Source organism: Hyphomonas johnsonii MHS-2, assembly GCF_000685275.1.
Taxonomy (GTDB): Bacteria; Pseudomonadota; Alphaproteobacteria; order Caulobacterales; family Hyphomonadaceae; genus Hyphomonas; species Hyphomonas johnsonii.
The window spans coordinates 293463-311079 of record NZ_ARYK01000004.1 but is presented as its reverse complement, the minus strand read 5'-3'; the positions used below and the strand labels follow the sequence as shown (position 1 = coordinate 311079).

The following is a 17617-nucleotide window of genomic DNA, read 5'->3' as shown; positions in this document are numbered from 1 at the left end:
GGAGGCGAGCTGCAATGACGATCCGGACATATGCCGGCCTCGCGCTGGTCCTGATCGGCGGATGGTTGTTCTGGGGCGGCCTGTCGGCGGTCATCATGATCACAAGCCGGGGCAGCGGCCTTGCCGACGCCCTGTTCGAACCGCCGACCAGCCTGATCCGCCTGCTCTCGACAGCCCTTGTCGTGATTGGCGGGCTGCTGGCAGCAACCAGCCGCAAAGGCGGGGCCCTGGTTGCCGGAACGGGCACTTTCCTTTTCCTCCTCCTGCCGGTCCTGATGGCGGCGTCCGGCGCGGCCAGCAAGTTGTGGATCGACGAAGCCGCGTTCGCCGGTGTGATGGCGGCACTCGTGATTGCCCTGTTTGTGTTCAAACGCGGAAAAGCCTGAGCGCGCGTCAGCCGCCGCATTGATTTCGCATTCAAAATGCCTAGGTTGCAGGCTCTCGCCCTAGGGCCCCTTCAGCAAGGCAGAATTTCCCATGTCAGAGACCTATGATGTCGTCATTATCGGTGGCGGCCCCGGCGGCTACAATTGCGCGATCCGCGCCGGCCAGCTTGGCCTGAAGACCGCTTGTATCGAGATGCACAGCAAATTGGGCGGCACCTGCCTGAACGTGGGTTGCATCCCGTCAAAGGCCCTGCTGCACGCGTCGCAGATGTATGCGTCGGCGCAGAACGATTTTGCCGGCATGGGCATCAAGGTCGGCAAGCTGGAACTCGACCTGCCCACGATGATGGCCCAGAAGGAAGAAGCCGTCGAAGGCCTCACCAAGGGCGTCGAATTCCTGCTCAAGAAGAACAAGGTCGATCGCATTCACGGCAAGGGCAAGATTGTCGGCAAGGGCAAGGTGGAAGTCACCGCCGCTGACGGCAAGACGACAGTCCTCGAAACGAAGAATATCGTCATCGCCACAGGGTCCGAGCCGACCAGCCTGCCCGGCATCGAGATCGACGAAGAGCGTGTTGTCACGAATACAGGCGCATTGTCGCTGACCGCCGTGCCGAAGCGGCTCGTGCTGATCGGCGCGGGCGTGATCGGGCTTGAGATGGGCTCGGTCTGGGCGCGGCTGGGTTCGGAAGTCACGGTTGTCGAATATCTCGACCGCATCCTGCCGCCCGCCGATGCGGAAGTGGCCAAGGAAGCCCAGAAGACCTTCAAGAAGCAGGGCCTCGAATTTCGCCTGGGCATGAAGGTCACCGGCGTCGAGAAACTCAAGAGCAAGCTGAAGCTGAGCATGGAGCCCGCCAAGGGTGGTGACAGCGAGACGATCGATGCCGATGTCGTGATCGTTGCCGTCGGGCGCCGCCCGTACACGGAGGGCCTTGGCCTCGAAAGCATTGGCGTCAGCCCTGACAAGCGCGGTGTGATCCAGCCCGTGGAAGGCCAGTTCAAGGTAGCAGACGGCGTCTGGGCCGTCGGGGACTGTATCCCCGGCCCGATGCTGGCGCACAAGGCCGAGGATGACGGCACGGCCGTCGCCGAACTGATCGCCGGCAAGGCGGGCCATGTCGACTACAACCTCGTGCCGAGCGTTGTTTACACCAACCCGGAAATCGCCTGGGTCGGCCAGAACGAGGAAGAACTGAAAGCCGCCGGTGTCGACTATGTGAAAGGCAAGTTTCCGTTCATGGCCAACTCCCGTGCCCGGACCAATCATGAAACGGTCGGCTTCGTGAAAATCCTCGCGGAAAAAGGTACGGACCGGATTCTCGGCGCGCACATGATCGGCGTTGGCGTCGGCGAGATGATCGCCGAGATTTGCGTCGCGATGGAATTCGGCGCCGCGTCGGAAGATGTCGCGCGCACCAGCCACGCCCACCCGACCCTGTCGGAAGCTGTCCGTCAGGCGGCAATGGGCGTCGAGGGCTGGACGATGCAGATGTAGGCTGGCGCCTGCCCAAACAGGGCTGGTGTTCGGCCGCGAAATGCGAATAGAATCGCGCGGAACATGTTGTGGGGGTGTTTCAATGATTCGACGTGCACGATTTTCGATCGCAGCTGTGTGGCTGGCCTTGATGGCCACGCCGGTATTTGCCCAGGCGCCAGCCCCGGGCAACGCGCCGGCCGCGGCGCCGAATCCGAATGCCATCCTCGCAGACCTGTCGACCATGGCGCAGGCCACGGCGGTGGCCAAGAAGTGCGACTGGACCGATCCGATGTATGTGCTGGCAGCGGAATCGATGCTGGGCATGAAGGCAGCCGACCTGAAAGCCATGGTTGCGCCAGACGTCCGCGGCCAGGTGGACGCCGCGCTGGCGCAAGCCACAGCCAGCGCCAGCGGCTTTGCCTGCAAGCAGCCGGACGGCACCGCCCCGCCCCAGGAACACAAGGTCACCATGTTCGTGATGGACCAGTACTGGCGCATGATTGCGCATGTCGATGTCCTGGGAAGCCTGCGGTGGGGCGAGGTGTTCCACTACACGCCGGAGGAACGCACGGTGCTGGACAAGGAGATCGCGCGTATTCAGGAGTCCAAGGGCTACGGCTATTGGGAAGTCGGCAACCCGCTGGAAACACTGGCGGACAAGACGGTCACACTGGCCTGCCGCGAGCGCCCCTCGAATGGCAAACCCTGCCGTCCTGTGCCGCCTGAACTGGAGGGAAATGCCCCGACCGTGAAGGTGATGATCGAGCTGACCGAAGCGTTCGGCAAGGCCGTCGCCGCGGGGCTCATCGCGGAAAAGAACGCATTTGAAGCAACCGTGGGTGATATCCGGGCCTACAGCGCCATTGGCGATGATTCGTGCACCCGCGACACACTGGTCCTCAAGACCGCCGACGCGCACTCAAAGTCCGAAGAGACCGAGGATTCGTTCGGAGCGATGACGCACGAATTGACCTTCGTTGAAAAGTTTCGCCTGGGAAATCCTGAGAGCGTGGGCTGGGTATTGATGTTCCGCAGCATGATGGCGGGCGACAGTGACGCCCCCCACGTCATCATCGCCGAAGATGGCGGCGAGTGGGACGAAGAGTCGGCGCGTATCGGCGTCGGCGACGTCACGGACCTGTATGCTGAACAGGTTGCCCTGATTGAAACCCTCCCGCCCGCCGAACGGGCCAGGGCGACACAGGATGCCAAGGATTCGATCTCTGAAACCTATTTCAGGAACTTCCTTTCGATGGGCCTGATGCAATCCATCAGTGGCAATGGCCGCATCCAGCTGACCCCCTGCTCTGCCGACTGATTTTTGCGTCGCCTTCCGGCTGGACGTGGGCGCCGCCTTTCCTTAGTCTGCCCGGCATGTACAGGCATGCCGGAGCCGGATGGAGCATCAGGCCGTTCAGGATGGACGACCGGGTTACGTGCCTGCGCATTTTCCGGGATGCGCTCAGGGCGTTCCCGTGGCGGGGCGACTGGCAGAACTACCTGCCTGCCCTGCAGGCGGCACTGGCCAATGCGCAGGTGCTTGTCGCAGAAGAACCGCAGGCCGGAACCATCGCCTTCCTGACCCTCAATCCCGCATCAGGCTATGTCGACCATTTGTTCGTGCACGCCGACTGGCGGCTTTGCGGTGTCGGTCGCGGCCTGCTCGAAGTTGCGCGGACGGAAGCGGGACGCCCGCTGATCCTGGATGTGGATGCCCAGAACGTGGCGGCCCGCGACGCCTATGAGGCGATGGGCTGGCGCGTGATGGTGGAGGCGAAGCCCGCGCAGCCCGGCAAGCAGATCCGGCTGATCAGCCCCTGATCGGAATATCGGCCGAGCGCCCTATTCCGAAGCGCGTATCAATGCCTGCATCCGGTCGAGCCAGGCCAGCCAGGCCGACCGGCCGGCATCGGTCAGGAACACACGTGTCTGGGGCCGCTTACCGACGAAGCGCTTCTCGATCCGGACATAGCCTGCCTCTTCCAGCTTGCGCAGGTGGGTGGAAAGGTTGCCGTCGGTCGCGCCGACCTTCTCCTTCAGTTCACCGAAGACGGCCGGGTTGACCGATGAGAGATAGGCCATGATGCCGAGCCGCAGGCGACCATGGATGACATCGTCGATGTCATTGTGATTGTAGGGGTTGTCGCTGCTCATGGCCGGATCAAACCGTGTCTGACGGTTCGCTCCGCATCATCAGCACGCCGGGCAGGAACACTGTGAGGCCGGCCACAACAGCGCCAAACACCCAGACCAGGTTCGAGCCGAGCAGGAAGACGGCTGCGGCGACGCTGGCGATCGCGCCCCAGCCGGCCAGTGTCAGGAAACGGTTTCCGGCAATCAGTCCGGTCGTCAGCTGGGACAGGCCGTAGACGCTGAAGACGACAGGCAGCGACCAGACGAACGCCGCGCTGGCGTGCCCGTCCGCAAAAGACCGGGCGAGGGCCCCAGCGAAATAGGCGAACAGCGTCATGCCGGCGCCCATCCAGACGAGGCGGGACACCTTGTTCCCCATCGAAGCCGCGCCGGGCTTTCCGGCCGGAAACGTCATCTGCAACAGCCTGAAGCCGCCAAAGCCGAGAATCGCATAGCCGCCCCACAGCCAGGCAAAGGCGACCGGCTGCAGGCCCATGAAGCCTTCGGCAATCGCATAATGGCCGAGATAGGCGAGCGCTCCGAGCCCGCCCCACCAGCTGAGAAAGCGCCCACCAAGCAGCGGTGCGTTCTGGCCGGCTTCGGCCATGTCCCGCAAATAGGCGAGATCGTCGGTCAAATTTTGTTCGCTCATAACACTGGCTCCAGCATTCACTTTGAAATGCAAAGTAGTTTGACTCCGCTGTGGTGTCAAGAACCGCTTCTGCCGGCCACACGCCCGGCTCTCGCCATGCCGGGAAAAGCCCGTTAAGCGAAGGCATGCCGCAGACGCCGACCGACCCGGAAACCATCTATGCCGCGCCCGCGAACTGGGTCGCCACCGGCGCCGGTGCGCAGGGCAACCTGTTCCTGACCGGCCGGGCCGGCACCGGCAAGACGACCATGTTGCGCAAGTTCCTGGCCGGGGCCGGCGACAAGGCGGTTGTGCTGGCGCCGACCGGCGTTGCCGCGATGAATGCCGGCGGCCAGACGATCCATTCCTTTTTCAAGCTGCCGCCGCGCCTGATCGAACCGACCGATATCAAGCGGCTGCGCTCGACGCGCCTGATCAAGGCAGTCGAGACGGTGATCATCGACGAGATTTCCATGGTCCGCTCCGACATGCTGGATGCGATCGACCGCAGCCTGAAACTGAACCGGATGTCGAAACGCCCGTTCGGCGGTGTGCGGATGATCCTGTCGGGCGACCTGCACCAGCTGCCCCCTGTGGTGTCCAACAGCGAGGCGCCGATCCTGGAACAGCGCTATGGCGGCAGCTATTTCTTCAACGCCCCGGCTTTCCGCGATGCGGAGTTCGCCCTGCTCGCCCTGAAACACGTGTTCCGGCAGGAAGACCCGCGTTTCCTGGCCGTGCTCGGCGCGCTGCGCACTGGCCGGGTGACACCGATGGACGAGGCTGTGTTGCGCGGGCTCGTGTCCGGTCGCAGTGCCGTGGATGCGTCCGAGACCCATGTCGTGCTGACACCGAACAATGCCAATGCGAACCGCATCAATGCCGCGCGTCTTGCCGGGCTGACCTCCACGCCCAAGGTGTTCAATGCCGAAGTGCAGGGCCAGTTCGACGAGAAGTCGTTTCCGACCGAAGCCGACCTTGAACTGAAGGAAGGCGCACGGGTCATGCTGATCCGCAACGACCCCGAGGGGCGCTGGGTCAACGGATCCCTGGCAACAGTCGAGGGCTTTTCCGGGCGGACGGTGATCGTCGCGATCGAGGGACGGGTCTACGAGATCGAACCTTCGGCCTGGGAAAAATACCGCTACGAGCTCGACCCGGAGACCAAGAAGGTGAAGCGCGAAGTCGTCGGCACGTTCAAGCAGGTGCCGCTGCGTCTCGCCTATGCCGTGACGATCCACAAGGCGCAGGGCCTGACGCTGGACAAGGTGTTCATCGATTTCGACAGCGGCATGTTTGCCCACGGGCAGGCCTATGTCGCGTTCTCCCGCGCCCGCACGCTGGAAGGCCTGGAGATCAGCCGCGAACTGCGACCGCGCGACCTTGTGCTTGACCGGGAGGCCTTTGCATTTGGCAAACTGGAAACGATCGAAGACACTGACGCCTACCTGCTGGCGCGTTTCGCCCGGGAGGAAGGCGCCCTGATCTGACGGGAAGGAAAGAACCGTGCTTAGATGGAGTATCCTGGGCGTCCTGGCGCTCGTTTTCCTCGTCACGGGATTTGTCCTGATGACATATCACGACCTGCCTGGGGCGACGGCACGCGAGCCTGTGGGCGAACGCCAGGACCTGGACGCCGGCGGCGCGCATATCGTGACCTTCCACCTGGGCGACGGGCCCGAAATCGTGATGTTCGCCAGCGCCGGGCGCGAGGCGAGCGATTTCAACGAACTGGCAGGCACGCTGGCAGCGGTTGGCTATTCGGTCACCCTGTTCGAGGCTCCGGGCATCAATGGCGCGACAGCCTCGGCAGCCGAGCCGAGCCTTGACGACCTGGCCGACGATGCCGGGCGCTATCTGGCAACACGGGAGGCACCCGTCGTGGTGCTGGGGCATGCGTTCGGCAACCGCCTTGCCCGGGCCGTGGCAGCGCGCCATCCCGAGCGGGTGCGCGGCGTGATCCTGCTTGCAGCGGGCGGCCTGATACCGATCGAGCCGGAAGCGGCCCTGGCGCTGCGAAACAGTTTCGATCCGAAGCTGACACGCGCGGAACGCGAGGCCGCCGTGCGGTATGGCTTCTTTGCCGAGGGCAATCCGGTACCTGACCACTGGATGCGCGGCTGGCATGCCGCCACGGGCCAGATGCAGGGCGCCGCCACGCGCGCCACCGATTCCGCAACCTGGTGGGACGGTGGCGGCAAGCCGATGCTGGTGATCGCGGGCCTGCAGGATACGATCGCGCCGCCGGCCGATACGATCGACCTGCTGGAAGCGGCCTATCCGGACCAGGTGACAGCCGTGCGCATTGACGGCGCTGGCCATGCCCTGCTGCCGGAACTGCCGGAACGGGTTTCCGGTACAGTCATTGCGTGGCTTGCCGGGCTCTAGGCGAAGACGTCCGACATGGCTGCCTGCCCCTCGCCTGCCCGGGCACGGACCATCGTGCCGGCGATCAGGTCGTGCACGCCCCTGCGGTCGGCCCGGCCGAGGCCGATCAGGTAGCCGACATAGAGGGGGATGACGTTGACGATCAGACGGGCGAGCGTGTTGCGCATGATCACCGCCCCGAGACTTGGCTTGTTGCCGTCACTGCCGGTCACCAGCGCGCCGACCATGAGCTTGCCCAGCGTTGCCTGGAAACCGGACGATTCCATCGCGATGCCATAGGCTGCCTGGGCCAGGAACAGGATTGCGCCGACCTTTACGAGTTCGATATTGGCGCGCGCCTCTTCCGGCGACCCCGGCAGCGCCGTCGTCATGTTGCCGAGCGCGCCCATCACCATCGGTGACAGGATGACCAGCATGGGAATGAGGATGATCAGTTCGTCGACGATGCGCGCGATGATGCGACGCCCGAAGACGGGCTTGCCCGCCGGCTTGCCGGGCGGGGTGTAGCTGGCGGACGGCGAGGTCGGGAAGGCTGAGGGTGTCGCAGCGCCGGGCGGAGTCGGAAAGGCAGCATTTCCCGGTGCGCCGTTCCGGGCGCGCTCGGCCTCGAGAAAGGCGCGCGCCTTCGGCGACAGTTCATCCGAGACCGGGGCTGGCGCAGCGGAGGCCCGCCTGCCAAACGCCGCTGACTGGGCACCGCCCGTCGTCTTTTTTCCAAAAGTTGCCATGCCGGGCCCCCTCGTTTGGAGCCCGTCTTACACGCAAGGGTTTAGATTAGGGTGCCTTCGGGTCCGGCAATTTTCGGACCCGCGTTAACACAATGCGTTAGGCCAGCTTGCGGATTTCGTCGGCAAGGTGGCGGTCACCATCGGTCACGATCTTCTCGAGAACGCGAACCCGTTCCTTGAGCCGCGCCACGTCGGTCCGCAGGTTGGCGACATCGACCTCCGAGGCCGCATCTGCCTTTCGGTTTTCCTTCATCTGGAGGTAGTTCTTGAACGTGCTCGCGGCGACGGAAATCACCACGATGATCACGACCATCTGAAAAGGATCCATTCAAAGTACCTCCAAGTTATATCGTTATTCGATATATGGGCAGGACGGTTCTCATTGCAAGGATTATTATCGCCCAGTTGAACCGAAACCACCAGCCCCCCGCGCGGTTTCGTCAAGCGCGCCGACCTTTTTCCAGGCCAGCCGGGTAACCGGGGCGAGCACCAGTTGGGCAATCCTTTCGCCCCGCGCGATGGTAAACGGCGCATCGCCCAGGTTGATCAGGATGACCTTGATTTCACCGCGATAATCGCTGTCGATCGTGCCCGGCGTATTGAGGCAGGTCAGGCCATGCTTGGCGGCCAGCCCCGAGCGCGGGCGGACCTGGATCTCATAGCCTTCGGGGATGGCGACGCTGAGGCCGGTCGGCACCATGGCGCGGTGCCCCGGCATCAGGACCACTGCGTCGTCGGCGCCGACAGCGGCGCGCACGTCCATGCCGGCCGAGCCGCTGGTTTCATAGGCCGGCAGGTCGAGCCCGTCGAAATGCGGCAGCGGGAGGATTTTCACGTTCACGTCTGTCATCGGTTCAGGCGTGTTTGAGTCGGCGTGGCGAGTCAAGCAAGCGGACGCGCCAGGTACACAACTTCCTTCGTGTCGTCGGCATAACTGCGCCGGCCGATCTCGGTGAATCCCAGTCGCGCGTGGAAGCGAAGCGATCCCGGGTTGGGCGGGCGCAGGTTGACCTCGCAGGTGATGAAGGGCGTCTTGCCGGCATAGGCGTCAAAGGCGGCGCGATAGAGCGCGTCGCCGATCCCCTGCCCGCGGGCTGTCTCGGCGATCGCGATCCGGTCGACATAGATGAAATCGTCGCCCCATGCCTCGAGCCAGCGGAGGTTCGCGCTCGTGTAGTCCAGCGTGCCGGGCGGCAGGAGCGTGATGAAGCCAAGCGGCTGGTCGGCGTCGTCCGTGGCCACGAGGGCATGGCTCAGCCCGAGCCACTTGCCGAGCCCCTCCACGGTTTCGTCGCCAACGCCGGGCACGCCAGCCTGGTTGATGACATGGAGCGCGGGCAGGTCGGACAGCTGGTAGGGGCGAATAATCATGCCGGGCGGGTGCGCGAGCGGCGCGCGGCTGTCAAGGCGGATCGCCTATTCCGCTGCCAGTTTCAGGCCGCCATCATGGCCCAGCTCGGCGGCAATCTTGCCGGCGAGGCGGCGGGCGACCTCGTCCTTGCCCATGCGCGGCCAGCGTTCGGATGTCTCGCGCGTGATCAGCACGACTTCGTTATCCGCGCCGCCCATGACATCGCCGGAAACGTCATTGGCGATGATCCAGTCGCAGCCCTTCCGCTCCAGCTTGGCGCGGGCATAGGCTTCGACATCATGTGTCTCGGCGGCAAAGCCGACGACAAGGCGCGGCCTGTGCTTGCGCTTGTTGGAGAGTGTGCGGAGAATGTCCGGATTCTCTGCGAGTTCCATCGCGGGCGCCTCGGTATCGACGGCCTTGATCTTCAGCTTCTTGGTGGCGGCCCGGGCCGGGCGCCAGTCGGCCACAGCGGCGACGGACACGAACACATCCGCCGGCAGCGCGTCTTCACAGGCCTTCAGCATCTGCCGGGCCGTTTCGACCTGCACCAGGTTCACGTTGCGCGGCGGGGCCAGGGCCACCGGGCCGGAGACGAGCGTGACGCTTGCGCCCGCGGCAGCGAGCGCCGAGGCGATGGCATAGCCCTGCCGGCCGGAGGAATGATTGGACAGGTAGCGCACGGGATCCAGCGGTTCGCGCGTCGGTCCGGCGGTGATCAGGGCGTGGACGCCTGCCAGCGGCCCACTTGCCTGGCCGGATAGCGCAGCTTCGATCTCGGCAACGATGACCGGCACGTCCGGCAGGCGGCCGGGGCCGAACTCGCCGCAGGCCATGGCACCCTCGTCCGGCTCCATGACGGTGACGCCGTCAGCGCGCAGCTGCGCGACGTTGCGGATCGTGGCGGCGTGCTGCCACATGCGCACATTCATCGCAGGCACCATAAGGACCGGCTTGTCGGTGGCGAGCAGCGTTGTGGAGGCAAGATCGTTGGCGAGGCCCGCATTGGCCTTGGCCATCAGGTCGGCCGTTGCGGGACAGACGACGACGAGGTCGGCCGAGCGCGAGAGCTGGATATGGCCCATCTCGGCTTCTTCATCCAGGTCGAACAGTTCGGTATAGGCCTTGTCGCCGGAGAGGGCGGCAACCGACAGCGGGGTGACGAATTCCTGGCCTCCGCGCGTGACGATGCAGCGGCTGGCAATGCCGCGCCGTCCGAGTTCACGGATCAGTTCGAGGCTTTTGTAGGCGGCAATGCCGCCACCGATGATCAGGAGGATGCGCTTTTGTTCCATGGGCCTTTAAATGGGTTGCCGGAGCCTTCTTAACCCAAAAACATTGCACAAACCCAACAAAACCCTGTGAAACCGACGCACAAGGTAAAGATTCCGGCCGGTCTCAGTCAGGAATCCGGCGGGGGGAAATGGTGCGCACCGAGCCCGGCGCATAGACGATCACCGTCTTGTAGGGATTGCGCGGCGGCTTCTTCAACCTGATCACGGTCACGCCAGAGGTCGCCGAAAGCGGCGCTGGCGCGACAGGTTCGGGCGAGCCGCGGAAAATGCGGACACCGGAGGTGCCGGCCGTGCTGCGCGGCGAAATCCGCAGGAAGCGGGCCTGGCTGGAGACGTTCGGCGCTGCCCGGTCAGGGCCGCCCTTCAGGTCAGGCGCAGGCCAGACAGCCGATTGCGGGAAGTATTCGCGGGTGGGAGCCGGCTCGCCGACATGGCGTATGAGTTGCGCCGAGGCGGTGGCGGGGGTGAGGCAGAGGAGCGCCGCGCCTGCGGCAAGTGTGAGGTAGGTCTTCATCTTCCGGCGCCCTTTCCCGCAGTTCGGAAGAGAGCCTAGTCCAGAAGTTAACGCGCATTAAGGGTTTACACCCAGCAAGGGAGTCTGCCGGCGGCAAGACCCCATCCGGGGCCTGTCAGGCAAGGCTGAGGACGGCGGCGTAGGCGACGAGCGCCAGGATGGTGACGAGGCCGAACCAGCCCCACCAGGGCGCAAACCGCTCACGCGGCGGCGGCGCTGGAGGCGGGGCATCAAGCGAGGCTTCGAACCGGTCCATCACCTCGGGCAGGCGTTTCAGGCGGTTGGTCACGTCACGCAAGCTGGTGCTGATCAGGCGCGCGGCGCCCTCCGGCCCGAAACTGCGGCGGACCCAGGCGCCGACCACCGGCTCGGATGCATTCCAGATATTGTGGCCGGGGTCGATGGCGCGGGCGACGCCCTCGACCTGGACCATGGTCTTCTGGAGGAGGACGAGTTCCGGCCGCATCGCCATGCCGAATGTCTGCGTATAGTCGAACAGCTGCAGGATGACCCGGCCCATGGACACGTCTTCGGCCGGCTTGCCGTGGACCGGTTCGCCGATCGACCGCAGGGCCTGCGCGAAATCGCCGACCGACTGGCTGGCCGGCACATAGCCCGCTTCGAAATGCACCTCGGCGATGCGCATGTAGTCACGCCTCAGGAAGCCCCAGAGGATTTCGGCAAGGAAGCGGCGCTCCATCAGGCTGATGCGGCCAATGATGCCGAAGTCGACCAGCGCGATCTTGCCCTCCGGCGTGACGATGATGTTGCCTTCGTGCATGTCGGCATGGAAGACGCCGTGCTCGATGGCATGGGTGAGGAAGCCGCGCGTGATGTCATTGGCGAGGGCGACCCGGTCGATGGCGGGGTTTGCCAGCGCGTCCGGATGGGTGAGCGGGATGCCGTCGACCCAGTCGGTGGTGAGCACGCGGCGACCGGTGCGGTCCCAGTCGACCTTCGGGATCTGGAAATAGCCGCTGGTCTCGCTGAGCACGCGCATCTCGTCGGCGCCGCCGGCTTCAAGCCGCAGGTCGGTCTCGCGCATCATGGCGGCGGCGATGGTTTCGGTGAAGGCAATGGGTTTCAGCCGGCGGCTTTCAACGGAGACGCCCTCGATGGTGCGGGCGGCGCGCTTCATGGCGGAAAGCTCACGCATCAGCTGGCCTTCGATGCCGGGGCGGAGAATCTTGACGGCGCGCTGGCTGGCGTCAGGCATGTCCATCCGGTGCACCTGTGCGAGGGAGGCCGCGGCGACAGGCGGGCCGAGCACCGGGAACAGGCGCGCTGCCTCCTCGGCGCCGAATTCCTCAGTAAGGGCAGCGCGGGCGGCCTTTTCGGAGAATGGCGGCAGCTTGTCCTTCAGGCGGCTGAGATCGGAGGTCACTTCCGAGCCGAAGACGTCCGGCCGCGTCGCCAGGAACTGGCCGAGCTTGATATAGGCGGGGCCGAGTTTTTCGAGCGCGCGGGCGAGGCGCTCTCCGGGCCGGCCACGAGCGCCGCCGCTGAAGAGGCGCAGCACGCCGCCGGCGACCCGGGCGGGCAGCGGCAGGCGCGCCTTGTATTCGGCCGGCAGGATGACGTCGTGACGCGCCAGCGATGTGCCCGCGCGCATCAGGCGCAGATAGTCCGAGACAGCCCCCATCAGACAGTTCCGTCCGAGCGGGAACCATCCTGCAAACCGGGGCGTTGTGAAGGCGATACTAACAAAAGAAGGGGCCTGTCATGGCTAGCTTGAATACAAACGGCAATGGTTTTCTATACTTCCTGGTTGGCGCTCTCTTTGTCGGCGTCGTGGGATTCGGTATCTATTATTTCACGCAGGACCATAGCGCCAAGGCCGACCTCGAAATCTCGGTCGGTGACGACGGCATCAAGGTTGACGGCAACTGATCGCTTCCGCATCAGACCGCCCAGCCAAAGTGCAGGGCGGCGATGCCACCTGAAAAATTCGTGACGGAGACGCGGGAGAATCCTGCGTCTTCCATTTCTGCCCGGAATGTTTCCTGGTCAGGGAACTGACGGATTGATTCCACGAGATACTGATAGCTTTCCCGGTCGCCGGCCACGAGGCTGCCGAGGCGCGGGATGACATTGTAGCTGTAGGTGTCATAGGCCGCCTGCAGGGCCGGCGCGGTCATGTGGCTGAATTCCAGTACGGCGAGCCGCCCGCCCGGCTTCAATACGCGGCGGAATTCCTTCAGGCCTGCGACACGGTCGGCGAAATTCCGGATGCCGAACGACACCGTGACCGCATCGAATGTGCGATCCGGATACGGCAGTTGCTGGCCGTCGGCGCAGACCCAGTCGAGCCGCCCGTCCCACTTGGCATTGTCGGCTCGCGCCTTGCCGGCCTCCAGCATGGCGTCATTGATATCGCAGACAATGGCGGTGGCCTTCGCCGCTACGCCGCGCCGCTTGCCAGCCTTGTCGGCGAGTTCAAGGAAGGCGCGTGCGAGTTCGCCCGTGCCGCCTGCGACATCAAGGTGGCGCTCGCCCGGTTGCGGGTTCAGCTTGTTCATGGCGTCATGCTTCCACAGGCGGTGGACGCCGGCGGACATGAGATCGTTCATCAGGTCGTAGCGCGACGCGACCGACCGGAACACGCCCTTCACCCGGGCGACCTTTTCGGCCTCCGTCACCTCCTCGAACCCGAAGGAGACCTTGCGCTCTGTTTCTGCGTCTGACATGCGCGCCACCATAGTTGCCCTGAACGCCATAGGCTATATGCGATAAGAATGCCTGAATTACCTGAAGTCGAGACAGTTCGCCGCGGACTTGCCCCTGTCATGGAAGGGGCAGTGATCCAGTCATTGCTGCAGAACCGGCCAAACCTGCGATTCCCCTTCCCCGAACGCTTTGCCGAACGTGTCAGCGGCGCCCGGATCGAGCGGCTGGGGCGGCGGGCAAAATTCCTGACGGCAGACCTGTCGACCGGCGAAGTGCTGGTCATGCATCTTGGCATGACAGGGCGATTCACCGTGGGCGGCGGCGGGCTGGCGGATTTCCACCACGAGACGGGAAATGATGCGCGCCACGACCATGTCGTCTTCCACATGGAGGATGGCCACACGGTGACCTATAACGATCCGCGCCGGTTCGGCTTCATGGAACTGTGGCCCGCAGCGACATTCGACACCTATCCGCGCCTGATGGCGATGGGGCCGGAGCCGCTGTCGAACGGGTTTTCAGCGGCCTACCTGGACACGGCGCTGAAGGGCAAGGCGACGCCGATCAAGGCGGCCCTGCTGGACCAGTCGATCATTGCGGGCCTTGGCAATATCTATGTCTGCGAAGCGCTCTACCGCGCCGGCATCTCGCCCAAACGCAAGGCGTCCAGCATTCCCGGCCAGCGCGCAGCGCGGCTGGCGCCCGCGATCAACCAGGTGATTGCCGAAGCGATTGATGCGGGCGGCTCGTCGATTTCGGACTTTGCCAATGCCAGCGGCGAGCTTGGCTATTTCCAGCACCGGTTCGATGTCTATGACCGGGAATACAAGCCGTGCAAGGCGTGCGGGGCGGCCGTGAAGCGGATCGTGCAGGCGGGACGGTCGAGCTTCTATTGCGGGACGTGCCAGCGTTAGCGGGCGGCCTTCAGGCCCAGCTTCCACAATGGCGCGCCGAGGCCGCCGGAAACCATCGCTGCCAGCACCTGGGGCCCCGGCCAGATCCGGCTGACGGGTGCGGCAAGCCAGTCGCGCAACCAAGGCAGGACAGCCGAGTCCGACTGGTAGACCGGGGTGAAGAGGTAACTCATCAGCTGGAACAGGCGGACATGGCCGGCACGCATGCGGGCATAGTCTTCAAGCGCATAGCCGACATTCGGCTTGCGCCCGACGGCGCGGGCCAGCGCGAAAGCATCAAGCAGCGCCATGTTGGCCCCCTGCCCCAGCTGGGGGCTGGCGGCATGCCAACTGTCGCCGAGATGTACCATGCGACCGGAGACAGCAGGCCAGTGGGTGCGGTGGCGGTAGCGGGCGAAGGTAAGCGCGGCGTGGGTCTTGAGGGGGGTGAGGAGCGGTTCGGTTTCCGGCCAGAGCGAGAGGGCAGCATCACGCCAATGGGTGAGCGGGGCGGCGCGCCAAGCGTCATGCCGGTCGGCGCGGATCGACCAGAAATAGGTGAGGGTTTGCGGCGCATCCCCGGCGGCGCGGCCTGACGGCATGACGCCGGCCATGCGGCTGGCCGCTTCGTAGCGCTGTTCGAGGGCGTCGGCGTGGAACCCGCTGTGAGCAGGCCAGGGCAGAGTTGCCCAGAGCGCGCCATAGGGCAGTTCCTTCATCGGCGCCGATGACAGGACGGACTTCACGCCGAGCGCGTCGACGATGAAGTCGAATGGTCCGTGCAGCGCGCCGGCGGCATCGACAAGGGTGGCATCCTTCGGATTGGCCGCCGTGATTCGCGTGGACGGCACCAGGCGGGCACCGGCACCGAGCGCCGCGTCATGGACAATGGTGAACAGGGCGGGCCGCTGGATTGCCACACCCAACAGGCCCGGCCTGAGCGCGCCATAGCGCACGTCGAGCACGGTGCGCCCTGATGGCCGGGAGCGACCGTAGAGGCGCCGGATCGGCGCGCCGAGGGTTTCAGCTTTCGTGCGCAGGCCAAGTTCACCGAGAATGGTGAGGCCTGTCTCCTGCAGGATCAGGCCGGACCCGATGGGCCCGGCCGTCTCGAACTGGTCGAACACCGTGACGCGGTGCCCCTCGCGCGCCAGGAAGGCTGCGGCAGCGAGGCCGCCAATGCCTGCGCCGGCAATGCCGATATTCAGCGGCGCCATGCGGTGCGCCTAGAAGACCGCTTTCGCTTCAGCCTCTTCCATCATCTGCTGGCGCACCAGCGGAATGGGCGGGCCGCCATAGGACAGGAATTCATCGTGGAAGGCTTTCCAGCCCGCGCGCGGATCGTCCGGGAAGTGTTTCGCCGTCCAGTCGTCGCGCAGCTTGCGGATCATCAGCTTGCCCATCGTGTAGTTGAGATAGGCGGGATCATAGGTGCCGCGGGCGGCCTGCTGCAGGGCATTGCCGGCATCCTGGTAGCATTCATTGCGGAAGAGGTCGTAGCTCTCCTCGACCGTCATGCCCTCGGCATGCAGGCCGATGGCCGACAGGTAGCGGCAATCGCGCAGGAGGGCGTTGGACAGCTGGCCGACATGGGTTTCCGGGTCGCCGTCATGCAGGCCCGCATCATACATCATCTCTTCAGTATAATGGGCCCAGCCTTCGGCGAAGGCATAGCCGACGAAAAGCTTGCCGAGCACGGATTCAGACCGGTTGGAATGCAGGAAATTCAGGAAGTGGCCGGGCCAGACCTCGTGCACGCTGGTGCCGAGCAGGTCCATCTTGCCGGGAATGTAGGCGGCACGTGTTGCCTCGTCCCAGGACGGGTCTGGCGGCGAGATGTAATAGACCGATGGCAGGCCGGTCTCGTAGGGCCCCGGAATGTCGATATAGGCCGAGTTCTGCCGGTTATAGGGCGGCGACTCTTCGACCAGCGCCTGCTCGGTGCCGGGAATCGTCACGATGTCGTTTTCAACGATGAAGGCGCGCAGTTCGGGCAGCTGTTCGCGCGCTTCCTCGACCGGGCCGACCGCGGGCTTGTTGGCCCCCATCTTTTTCATGCAGTCGCCCAGCGACAGGCCCGGCGCATACACGGTGCAGGCGGATGTCAGGGCATCCTGGTTGCGCTTCAGGTCTGCCTGGCCGATTGCTTTCAGTTCCGCCAGCGGCACGTCAACCGCTTCGGTGAGGCGCACCATGTCGGAGAATTTCTCCGCGCCCAGCGCGAAGCCGTCCTGTGTGGCGGGAACAGACCCGATATGGTCGGAGAGGTGCTGCATGGCGGTGGTTGCAGCAGCAGCGGCAGCGTCGAATTCGGCCTGCAAGGCTTCGTCGGTCACCTCGGCAAAGGCGGCCTTTGCATCACCGGAATAATAGTCGGCAAAGCCGCCAAAGGCGGCCTGCCCGTATTTCAGGTAGGTTTCCGGCAGCGGCAGCTTGAGGTTCGCCTCGATCTGCGCGGCGGCGGCGGGCACGTTCTTCGCGTATGTGATGAACGCCTTCATCCGTGTTTCGGCGTCGGCATAGGGCCGTGCGATATAGACGTTCGGGTCGAGCGCGCCGACATAGAAATCCGGATTCCTGTGGGGGAAGTCTGCTTCTTCCAGCCAGAACAGCTCGCCCTGAAGGACATGGATCAGATAGCTGCGCTCATACGTGTCGGTGTCTGACAGGGCCGCGTCATCGAGCGCTTCGGCCGCCTCGATTGCCTGCTTGCGCTGGTCGGCCGCAAGCTTCAGGCCTGACGGCGACCAGTCGGGCAGCCGGCCATCGAATTCGTGGCGGCCCTGGTAGATGGCAAAGTTCGGATTGATGGGAAAATAGGAGTCGAGGAAGTCCGACAGGAAAGCGCCCCATTCGGTGCTGGTATCGATGGCCATTGGATCGGCGGCCACCTCTGGCGACGGGGCGGGCGTCTCGGCAGGCGCTGGCGGCAGTTCGACCAGCAGGCCGGGGTCCTGGTAAGCCTGCTCTGTGGTGCAGCCCGTGGCGGCCAGTGCGGCCAGCGAAACAGCGGCCATCAATCCCTGGATTTTCATGAAACAGTCCTCTCGTCTCTCGCGCGGGGCGCGTCAGGTATTTTGTTACACTGACACATTCCAACAGGGCCCTGCCAGTCAAATTTTTGCCGATTTCGTCGGCCCTGCGCCCTGCC

General features: G+C 64.6%; 20 protein-coding genes. 8 read left to right on the top strand and 12 right to left on the bottom strand.

What is annotated here, in order from left to right; genetic code table 11:
• The first annotated feature begins 14 nt into the window (after nt 1–14).
• The 4 genes from HJO_RS17765 (at nt 15) to HJO_RS10245 (ending at nt 3687) form a co-directional block, all read left to right on the top strand.
• Nucleotides 15–386 carry a hypothetical protein gene (locus HJO_RS17765; RefSeq protein WP_051618494.1) on the top strand — a complete coding sequence of 124 codons (372 nt, stop codon included), beginning with the start codon at nt 15–17 and terminating at the stop codon, nt 384–386.
• A gap of 91 nt (nt 387–477) precedes the next feature.
• Complete coding sequence (lpdA, locus tag HJO_RS10255; RefSeq protein ID WP_035616636.1) at nt 478–1884, top strand: dihydrolipoyl dehydrogenase; 1407 nt, start codon at nt 478–480, stop codon at nt 1882–1884.
• Between the two features lie 82 nt (nt 1885–1966).
• Complete coding sequence (locus HJO_RS10250; RefSeq protein WP_156945566.1) at nt 1967–3184, top strand: hypothetical protein; 1218 nt, start codon at nt 1967–1969, stop codon at nt 3182–3184.
• A 101-nt stretch (nt 3185–3285) separates the two neighbouring features.
• Entirely contained in the window at nt 3286–3687 is a 402-nt protein-coding gene (locus HJO_RS10245; protein WP_035616634.1) for a GNAT family N-acetyltransferase, read from the top strand.
• Between the two features lie 21 nt (nt 3688–3708).
• Here HJO_RS10245 and HJO_RS10240 read toward each other — a convergent pair whose 3' ends face one another.
• Nucleotides 3709–4020, bottom strand: coding sequence for a winged helix-turn-helix domain-containing protein (locus HJO_RS10240; protein ID WP_035616633.1), 312 nt, complete (start codon nt 4018–4020; stop codon nt 3709–3711).
• A gap of 7 nt (nt 4021–4027) precedes the next feature.
• Nucleotides 4028–4651, bottom strand: a complete 624-nt coding sequence (locus tag HJO_RS10235; RefSeq protein ID WP_035616632.1) for a hypothetical protein — start codon at nt 4649–4651, stop codon at nt 4028–4030.
• Nucleotides 4652–4776: 125 nt separating this feature from the next.
• Between HJO_RS10235 and HJO_RS10230 the strand changes: the two genes are divergently transcribed.
• A complete protein-coding gene (locus tag HJO_RS10230; protein ID WP_035616631.1) occupies nt 4777–6120 on the top strand; it encodes an ATP-dependent DNA helicase in 1344 nt (447 codons plus the stop codon).
• Nucleotides 6121–6136: 16 nt separating this feature from the next.
• Nucleotides 6137–7018, top strand: a complete 882-nt coding sequence (locus HJO_RS10225) for an alpha/beta fold hydrolase (protein WP_035616629.1) — start codon at nt 6137–6139, stop codon at nt 7016–7018.
• On the opposite strand, the gene HJO_RS10220 is transcribed toward HJO_RS10225, so the two are convergent.
• From HJO_RS10220 to HJO_RS10190, 7 genes are all read right to left on the bottom strand, one after another.
• Complete coding sequence (locus HJO_RS10220) at nt 7015–7746, bottom strand: RDD family protein (protein WP_035616627.1); 732 nt, start codon at nt 7744–7746, stop codon at nt 7015–7017. The genes HJO_RS10225 and HJO_RS10220 overlap by 4 nt on opposite strands.
• Before the next feature lie 97 nt (nt 7747–7843).
• Nucleotides 7844–8074: a hypothetical protein gene (locus HJO_RS10215; protein ID WP_035616625.1), complete on the bottom strand. Its 231-nt coding sequence runs from the start codon at nt 8072–8074 to the stop codon at nt 7844–7846.
• A 66-nt stretch (nt 8075–8140) separates the two neighbouring features.
• Complete coding sequence (dut, locus tag HJO_RS10210) at nt 8141–8596, bottom strand: dUTP diphosphatase (protein ID WP_035616624.1); 456 nt, start codon at nt 8594–8596, stop codon at nt 8141–8143.
• A gap of 32 nt (nt 8597–8628) precedes the next feature.
• Nucleotides 8629–9117, bottom strand: coding sequence for a GNAT family N-acetyltransferase (locus HJO_RS10205; protein WP_035616622.1), 489 nt, complete (start codon nt 9115–9117; stop codon nt 8629–8631).
• Nucleotides 9118–9162: 45 nt separating this feature from the next.
• Entirely contained in the window at nt 9163–10392 is a 1230-nt protein-coding gene (coaBC, locus tag HJO_RS10200) for a bifunctional phosphopantothenoylcysteine decarboxylase/phosphopantothenate--cysteine ligase CoaBC (protein ID WP_035616620.1), read from the bottom strand.
• 103 nt (nt 10393–10495) lie between these two features.
• Nucleotides 10496–10906, bottom strand: coding sequence for a hypothetical protein (locus HJO_RS10195; protein ID WP_035616619.1), 411 nt, complete (start codon nt 10904–10906; stop codon nt 10496–10498).
• A gap of 115 nt (nt 10907–11021) precedes the next feature.
• The gene (locus HJO_RS10190) at nt 11022–12548 is read right to left on the bottom strand and encodes an AarF/UbiB family protein (RefSeq protein ID WP_035616618.1); all 1527 of its coding nucleotides are present in this window, start codon (nt 12546–12548) and stop codon (nt 11022–11024) included.
• Nucleotides 12549–12628: 80 nt separating this feature from the next.
• Here HJO_RS10190 and HJO_RS18420 point away from each other — a divergent pair, with 80 nt between their 5' ends.
• Nucleotides 12629–12796: a hypothetical protein gene (locus HJO_RS18420; protein WP_156945564.1), complete on the top strand. Its 168-nt coding sequence runs from the start codon at nt 12629–12631 to the stop codon at nt 12794–12796.
• 11 nt (nt 12797–12807) lie between these two features.
• Here the strand turns inward: HJO_RS18420 and ubiE are convergent, their stop codons facing one another.
• A complete protein-coding gene (ubiE, locus tag HJO_RS10185; protein WP_035616803.1) occupies nt 12808–13593 on the bottom strand; it encodes a bifunctional demethylmenaquinone methyltransferase/2-methoxy-6-polyprenyl-1,4-benzoquinol methylase UbiE in 786 nt (261 codons plus the stop codon).
• 48 nt (nt 13594–13641) lie between these two features.
• Here ubiE and mutM point away from each other — a divergent pair, with 48 nt between their 5' ends.
• On the top strand, nt 13642–14487 hold the full coding sequence (gene mutM / locus HJO_RS10180; protein WP_035616617.1) for a bifunctional DNA-formamidopyrimidine glycosylase/DNA-(apurinic or apyrimidinic site) lyase: 846 nt from the start codon (nt 13642–13644) through the stop codon (nt 14485–14487).
• Here mutM and HJO_RS10175 read toward each other — a convergent pair.
• The gene (locus tag HJO_RS10175) at nt 14484–15683 is read right to left on the bottom strand and encodes an FAD-dependent oxidoreductase (RefSeq protein WP_035616616.1); all 1200 of its coding nucleotides are present in this window, start codon (nt 15681–15683) and stop codon (nt 14484–14486) included. The genes mutM and HJO_RS10175 overlap by 4 nt on opposite strands.
• 9 nt (nt 15684–15692) lie before the next feature.
• On the bottom strand, nt 15693–17501 hold the full coding sequence (locus HJO_RS10170) for a DUF885 domain-containing protein (RefSeq protein WP_084141899.1): 1809 nt from the start codon (nt 17499–17501) through the stop codon (nt 15693–15695).
• Between the last annotated feature and the right edge of the window lie 116 nt (nt 17502–17617).

What these genes read in the sequence shown, in the direction of transcription:
- HJO_RS10245 (WP_035616634.1), top strand. Translation starts at nt 3,286, where the DNA reads ATGGACGACCGGGTTACGTGCCTGCGCATTTTCCGGGATGCGCTCAGG.
- HJO_RS10190 (WP_035616618.1), bottom strand. Translation starts at nt 12,548, where the DNA reads ATGGGGGCTGTCTCGGACTATCTGCGCCTGATGCGCGCGGGCACATCG.
- dut (WP_035616624.1), bottom strand. Translation starts at nt 8,596, where the DNA reads ATGACAGACGTGAACGTGAAAATCCTCCCGCTGCCGCATTTCGACGGG.
- coaBC (WP_035616620.1), bottom strand. Translation starts at nt 10,392, where the DNA reads ATGGAACAAAAGCGCATCCTCCTGATCATCGGTGGCGGCATTGCCGCC.
- HJO_RS10195 (WP_035616619.1), bottom strand. Translation starts at nt 10,906, where the DNA reads ATGAAGACCTACCTCACACTTGCCGCAGGCGCGGCGCTCCTCTGCCTC.
- HJO_RS10235 (WP_035616632.1), bottom strand. Translation starts at nt 4,651, where the DNA reads ATGAGCGAACAAAATTTGACCGACGATCTCGCCTATTTGCGGGACATG.
- HJO_RS10215 (WP_035616625.1), bottom strand. Translation starts at nt 8,074, where the DNA reads ATGGATCCTTTTCAGATGGTCGTGATCATCGTGGTGATTTCCGTCGCC.
- HJO_RS10170 (WP_084141899.1), bottom strand. Translation starts at nt 17,501, where the DNA reads ATGAAAATCCAGGGATTGATGGCCGCTGTTTCGCTGGCCGCACTGGCC.
- HJO_RS10240 (WP_035616633.1), bottom strand. Translation starts at nt 4,020, where the DNA reads ATGAGCAGCGACAACCCCTACAATCACAATGACATCGACGATGTCATC.
- HJO_RS10220 (WP_035616627.1), bottom strand. Translation starts at nt 7,746, where the DNA reads ATGGCAACTTTTGGAAAAAAGACGACGGGCGGTGCCCAGTCAGCGGCG.
- ubiE (WP_035616803.1), bottom strand. Translation starts at nt 13,593, where the DNA reads ATGTCAGACGCAGAAACAGAGCGCAAGGTCTCCTTCGGGTTCGAGGAG.
- HJO_RS10205 (WP_035616622.1), bottom strand. Translation starts at nt 9,117, where the DNA reads ATGATTATTCGCCCCTACCAGCTGTCCGACCTGCCCGCGCTCCATGTC.
- HJO_RS17765 (WP_051618494.1), top strand. Translation starts at nt 15, where the DNA reads ATGACGATCCGGACATATGCCGGCCTCGCGCTGGTCCTGATCGGCGGA.
- HJO_RS10175 (WP_035616616.1), bottom strand. Translation starts at nt 15,683, where the DNA reads ATGGCGCCGCTGAATATCGGCATTGCCGGCGCAGGCATTGGCGGCCTC.
- HJO_RS10250 (WP_156945566.1), top strand. Translation starts at nt 1,967, where the DNA reads ATGATTCGACGTGCACGATTTTCGATCGCAGCTGTGTGGCTGGCCTTG.
- HJO_RS18420 (WP_156945564.1), top strand. Translation starts at nt 12,629, where the DNA reads ATGGCTAGCTTGAATACAAACGGCAATGGTTTTCTATACTTCCTGGTT.
- HJO_RS10230 (WP_035616631.1), top strand. Translation starts at nt 4,777, where the DNA reads ATGCCGCAGACGCCGACCGACCCGGAAACCATCTATGCCGCGCCCGCG.
- lpdA (WP_035616636.1), top strand. Translation starts at nt 478, where the DNA reads ATGTCAGAGACCTATGATGTCGTCATTATCGGTGGCGGCCCCGGCGGC.
- mutM (WP_035616617.1), top strand. Translation starts at nt 13,642, where the DNA reads ATGCCTGAATTACCTGAAGTCGAGACAGTTCGCCGCGGACTTGCCCCT.